General features: G+C 71.8%; 5 protein-coding genes. 2 read left to right on the top strand and 3 right to left on the bottom strand.

Annotated features, from left to right (window positions below; translation table 11 throughout):
- Window positions 1–202: 202 nt before the first annotated feature.
- Window positions 203–1,426, bottom strand: a complete 1,224-nt coding sequence (locus FV223_RS18545; protein WP_147728398.1) for a serine hydrolase domain-containing protein — start codon at window positions 1,424–1,426, stop codon at window positions 203–205.
- 64 nt (window positions 1,427–1,490) lie between these two features.
- A complete protein-coding gene (locus FV223_RS18540; protein ID WP_147728397.1) occupies window positions 1,491–2,000 on the bottom strand; it encodes a DUF427 domain-containing protein in 510 nt (169 codons plus the stop codon).
- A gap of 107 nt (window positions 2,001–2,107) precedes the next feature.
- On the opposite strand from FV223_RS18540, the gene otsB reads away from it, so the two are divergent.
- Window positions 2,108–2,857, top strand: coding sequence for a trehalose-phosphatase (gene otsB / locus FV223_RS18535; RefSeq protein ID WP_243932118.1), 750 nt, complete (start codon window positions 2,108–2,110; stop codon window positions 2,855–2,857).
- Between the two features lie 77 nt (window positions 2,858–2,934).
- Window positions 2,935–3,945, top strand: a complete 1,011-nt coding sequence (locus tag FV223_RS18530) for a glucokinase (RefSeq protein ID WP_147728395.1) — start codon at window positions 2,935–2,937, stop codon at window positions 3,943–3,945.
- Window positions 3,946–3,988: 43 nt separating this feature from the next.
- On the opposite strand, the gene FV223_RS18525 is transcribed toward FV223_RS18530, so the two are convergent.
- A complete protein-coding gene (locus FV223_RS18525; RefSeq protein WP_147728394.1) occupies window positions 3,989–5,467 on the bottom strand; it encodes an MFS transporter in 1,479 nt (492 codons plus the stop codon).
- Window positions 5,468–5,698 lie beyond the last annotated feature (231 nt).

Here is a 5,698-nt window from a genome sequence, read left to right as displayed (position 1 = left end):
GGCTCCGGCCGCCGGCACGCCGCCCGCGGCCGCGCCCGCCGACGAATAGGCGCCGCAGAACGAAGGCGCTGTCGACCACGAGAGCGTCTCCCGTGATCCCTGGATCACGGGAGACGCTCTGTTTCGTCGTGTGGTCGCATTTTCTTCACGTGCGTGGGGATTCGCTTCGCCCGAGAATGCTCCCCCGCGCCCCGGTCCCGCGTCAATCGGTCAGCGCGGCGTAGGTCAGCACCCGCAGCTCCTTTCGGATCGGCAGGGCCGAGGACGGGACGAGCTGCGTCAGCAGCACCACCGCGAGCTCCTCGGCCGGGTCGACCCAGAACGCGGTCGAGGCCATGCCGCCCCAGGCGACCTCGCCCGGCGTGCCGACGATCTGGGCCTTGGCCGGATCGAGCATCACCGAGAAGCCGAGCCCGAAGCCGATGCCGTGATAGGACGATTCCGCGAAGCGCGGCGTGCCGATCGCGGCGAGGTCGCCGGGCAGGTGGTTCATCGTCATCAGCTCGACCGTCTTGCGCCCGAGCAGGCGCGCGCCGTCGAGCTCGCCCTTGTTCAGGATGAACCGGCAGAAGCGCAGGTAGTCGGAGGCCGTCGAGACGAGGCCGCCCCCGCCGCCGGCGATCGCCGGAGGCTTGGCGAAATGGGTCTCGACCGCGTCGTCGTAGAGCGTCAGCGTGCGGGTGCGGTCGTAGACGTAGTTCGCGGCGAACCGCCCCATGTTCTCGGGTCTCACGAAGAAATCGGTATCGATCATGCCGAGCGGCGCGAGCACGGCGTCGCGCAGGTAATCCGCGAAGTCGCGCCCCGAGACGACGGCCACGAGGTGGCCGAGCACGTCCGTCGAGACGCTGTAGTTCCACGCCTCGCCGGGCTGCGACAGGAGCGGGAGCCGGGCCACGGTCGCCACCACCTCGGCGAGGCTCGCATCCGGGCGCAGGAAGTCGGCGCCCTGCTGGCGGTAGAGCGCATCGACCAGGGTCGATTCCATGAAGCCGTAGGTCAGGCCGCCGGTATGGGTGAGCAGGTCCCGGATGGTGATCGGGCGGCGGGCCGGCTCGGTCTCGAGCTTGGCGCGGTTGCCGCCGGTCGCGACCCGCATCTCGGAAAACTCCGGCAGGAAGCGCGCGACCGGGTCGTCGAGCTGGAACTGGCCCTCCTCGTAGAGCTGCATCACCGCGACCGAGGTCAGCGGCTTGGTCATCGAGTAGATCCGCGTCACCGTGTCGGTGGTGAACGGCGTCCTGCGGGCGAGGTCGGCGAGGCCGTGGGCGCGCTGGAACACCGTGTGCCCGCGCCGCGCCACGCTCACCGACAACCCGGCGAGCTTGCCCTCCGCGACGAGGCTGCGCATCCAGCCGTCGATCCGTTCCAGGCGTCCCGGGTCGATGCCGACGTCCTGCGGCCTTCCGTCGATCGCATCGCTCATGCCGTGCTCCTTGTTCCCGGCGCCCGATGTAGCGGTCCTGGGGCGGCGGGACAGCTCCCGAGGCTCACCAGCCCATCGTTCCGGGCCCGCCCTTGAACGGGCCGACGATGCCGGGGGTGATCCAGCCGCCGTAGAAGCCGCCCGGCTGCGGCTCCGCGCGGACGCCGCCGACGGTGCAGGCCTCCATCGGGCCGGCATAGAAGGCGACGTAGCCGGCGATGGCTCGGAAATCCGGCGTCGGATCGGGATAGGCCCAAGCGGCACCGGGAACAGCCGCGCCGGGAATCGCTGCGCCGCCCGCCGTCACGTCGAACAGCACCGCGCGGCCCTTCCATTCGCAGATCCCGGCCCGGTGCGCCGGCCCGAGCACGCCCTCGGCGACGTCGGCGGGCGGGAAGTAGTAGGTCGGCGGATGGCTGGTCTCGAGCACGCGGAACCCGGCCCGCGTCTCGGCGATGGTGCGGCCGCCGAGGACGACCTTCAGCGTCGCGGCGACCGGCTCCAGCCGGGGCGGGCGCGGATAGGCCCACACGCTCTCCTCGCCGGGCTTCGTCGGGGATGGGGTCGGATGCATCGCGTCGTCCTCGGTTCGTCTCGTCCGAAACATAGGGCGCCGCGAAGATGCGTTTGCCGAAAACGCGCGGCGTGCTAGCCCCGACCCGACAGCCCGGAGCGCCGCCGTTGGACACGCCCATCGCCCTCTTCCTGGATTTCGACGGCACCCTGGTCGAGATCGCGCCGCGGCCGGACCTCGTCCGGGTCGAGCCCGGGCTGGTGCCGATGCTCCAGGCGCTGCACGCCCGGCTCGACGGGGCGCTGGCGATCGTGACCGGGCGCCCGGTCTCGGTGATCGACGACTTCCTCGCACCCGCCGCCTTCGACGTCGCCGGGCTGCACGGGGTCGAGCGCCGGGTCGACGGCGTCCTCACCGGCGGCAGCCCGGACGACCATCCGGAGCTGCGTGCGCGGATGCCTCGGCTCCGGGCCCTGGTCGCCGACCTCGACGCGGTGCTGATCGAGGACAAGGGCGCCTCGGTCGCCGTGCACTGGCGCCTGGCGAACCCGGCCGATGCCGAGCGGGCGGAGGCCGCGGTCACGGCGATCGCCACCGAGCTGTCGGGCCGGTACCGGCTTCAGCTTGGGAAGGCGGTCGGCGAGATCGTGCCGGCCTCGGCCACCAAGGCGCACGCGATCCGCGCCTTCCTCGAGCACGCCCCCTATGCCGGCCGCCGCGCGGTGTTCCTCGGCGACGACCGCACCGACGAGATCGCGTTCGCCAGCGTCGCGGCGTATGGCGGCCTCGGCATCCGCATCGGGCCCGGCGAGACCGCGGCCGCGCGGCGCCTGGCCGACCCGAACGCGGTGCACGCCTTGCTTGGCAGCTGGGCGGCGGGCGGGATCATCGACCCGGACACCCTGCCGGCGGCCTGAGCCGCGCCGGCGGCTCCATCGGACAGACAGCGACGCGTCGGCCGGGACGGCCCGCGTCGATCGGGAAAGGGTACCGCATGTTCGCGTTTCCGGTCCTCGTCGGCGATATCGGCGGCACCAACGCCCGGTTCGCGGTGGTCGATTCCAAGGGCGCCGCGCCGCGCCCGCTCTCGCACGAGGAGACGGCGCGCCACCCCGACCCGTCGAGCGCCATCCGCGCGGCGCTGGCCAAGCAGGGCGATGGAGGCGGAAAGCCGCCGCGCTCGGCGATCCTGGCCATCGCCGGCCGGGTCGACGGCCCGAAGGTGCAGCTCACCAATGCCCACTGGGTGATCGAGGGCGCGAAGATCGGCGCCGATTTCGACCTCGACTCGTCGGTCGTCGTGAACGATTACGTCCCGGTCGCCGCCGGCGCCGCCGGCATCGCGCCGCACGACCTGACCCCGATCGGGCCGACCGGGCACGCGCCCGGGGGCGCCCGCGTCGTGCTCGGGCCCGGCACCGGCTTCGGCGCCGCGGCCCTGGTGCCGTATTCGGATCGCCTCGCGATCGTCTCAACCGAGGCGGGCCACACCGATATCGGCCCCGCCGACGCGTTCGAGGAGAAGGTCTGGCACGCGCTCGAGCGCGTCGAGGACCGGATCACCGTCGAGACCGTGCTCTCCGGCCCCGGCCTCGCCCGCCTGCACGCCGCGGTGCGCCACGTCAGGACCGGCGAGCCGCCGGAGAAGATCGAGCCTGCGGCGGTGACCCAGGCCGGGCTCGACGCCTCCGACCCGCATGCCGCCGAGGCGCTGGAGCTGTTCGGTCGCGTGCTCGGCCGCGTCTGCGGCGACCTCGCCCTGACGTTCCTGGCCACCGGCGGCGTCTATATCGGCGGCGGCATCGCTCCGCGGATCGTCAAGCTGCTGCAGCAGGGCGGCTTCCGCGATTCCTTCGAGCGGAAGGCGCCGTTCGCCGCGATGATGCGGGCGATCCCGACCAGCGTCATCACGGTCCACGACCCCGCCTTCACCGGGCTCGCGGCCCTGGCGAGCGAGGGCGAGACCTTCGTCTATCACGGGCAGGTTTGGCGCCGGGGGGCGTGATCTCAACGCCGCCCGGCCAGATCATGGCGCGCGGGACGAGCCGTCACGCCGCCGCGAGCGGCTTCGAAACGTCCTCCAGGGACCGCCCCTCGGCCGCCGTGCCGAAGAGGCCGCCGACGATCGAGGCAACCGCCATCAGCGCGGCGCCGACGAGGTAGCCGCCGAAGACCGCGTCGCGGGAGCCGGTCTCGACGAGCGAGCCGAACAGCAGCGGCCCAGACACGCCGCCGATGCCGGTGCCGATCGCGTAGAAGCCGGCGATGGCCAGCGCCCGGATCTCCAGCGGGAAGGTCTCGGCCACCGTGAGGTAGGCGGCGCTCGCGGCGGCGGAGGCGAAGAAGAACACCACCATCCAGACGCCGGTCTGCGCCCAGGCGCCGAACACCTCGATCTTGAACAGGTACCCCGCGCCTGCGAGCAGCAGCGCGGAGATGCCGTAGGTGAAGGCGATCATCGGGCGGCGGCCGACCGTGTCGAACAGGCGCCCTAACAGCACCGGCCCGAGGAAGGAGCCGAGGGCGAACGGCAGCAGGTACCAGCCGACGCTGCCGCCGGGCACGCCGTAGAAGCGCTCCAGCACCAGGGCGTAGGTGAAGAACAGCGCGTTGTAGAAGAACGCCTGCGCGATCATCAGCGACAGCCCGACGAACGTCTGCCGGCGCGAGGTGCCGAACATCGTCCCGAACACCTCCGAGAGCGGCGTGTGGCTGCGGGTGCGCAGCTTCATGCGCTTGCCCGCGTCGACCGGCGGCAGGGTGTGGCCCTCGTCGGTGAAGCGCTTCTCGATGCCGGTGACGACCCGGTCGGCTTCCGCCGTGTAGCCGTGCGTCGCGAGCCAGCGCGGGCTCTCGGGGATCCAGGTGCGCAGCAGCAGGATCACGAGGCCGATGGCGCCGCCGGTGAAGAACGCGACGCGCCAGCCCCAGGCCGGGTCGATCACCTCGGGCTTCAGCAGGACGATCGACAGGAAGGAGCCGAGCGCCGCGCCGATCCAGAACGAGCCGTTGATGACGAGATCGGTCCAACCGCGCACGCGGGCGGGGACGAGCTCCTGGATCGTCGAGTTGATCGCGGTGTACTCGCCGCCGATGCCGGCGCCGGTGAGGAAGCGGAAGATGCAGAAGGAATAGACGTTCCACGACAGGCCCGTCGCCGCGGTCGCCGCGAGGTAGAGGGCAAGCGTGATGAAGAACAGCTTCTTGCGGCCGATGCGGTCGGTGAGCCAGCCGAAGCCGAGCGCCCCCGTGACCGCGCCGACGAGGTAGGACGAGGCGGCCAGGCCGACGTCGAACTCGGTGAAGCTCATCGGCGCCTTGCGCAGCGCCCCGACCAGCGCCCCGGCGAGCGTCACCTCGAGCCCGTCGAGCACCCAGGTGATGCCGAGCGCCACGATGACGAGGACGTGGAACCGGCCCCAGGGCAGCCGGTCCAGTCGCGCCGAGATGTCGGTGTCGACGACCGTGCCCATGGGGGCGCTCTCGGGCGTCTTCTCGCCCGAGGCCGTCTCGACTTTGGTCGCCATGACTGTGTTTACCTTGACTCGAGACTGCTGTTCAGAACGGCGGAGACCAACAAAAGGTTCGGCCGAGCTTTCATCGTTGCGGGCTTTGATGGCGGCATCACCGTGGATGCTCCCCATGAAGCCTCGCCCCGACGTCCGCAAGACCGGTCGCCTCCCGCCCCGCCATTCCTTGGCCGCCCGTTCCGGAGCCCGCCGCCTCGGCCCCTGCCTGCGCGTGGCGATCCTGGGCAC

Origin of the sequence: Methylobacterium sp. WL116, assembly GCF_008039455.1 — a bacterium.
Classification (GTDB): Bacteria; Pseudomonadota; Alphaproteobacteria; order Rhizobiales; family Beijerinckiaceae; genus Methylobacterium.
Note: the sequence above shows the minus strand (reverse complement) of the source record. Positions and strands in the feature narration are given on the sequence as shown.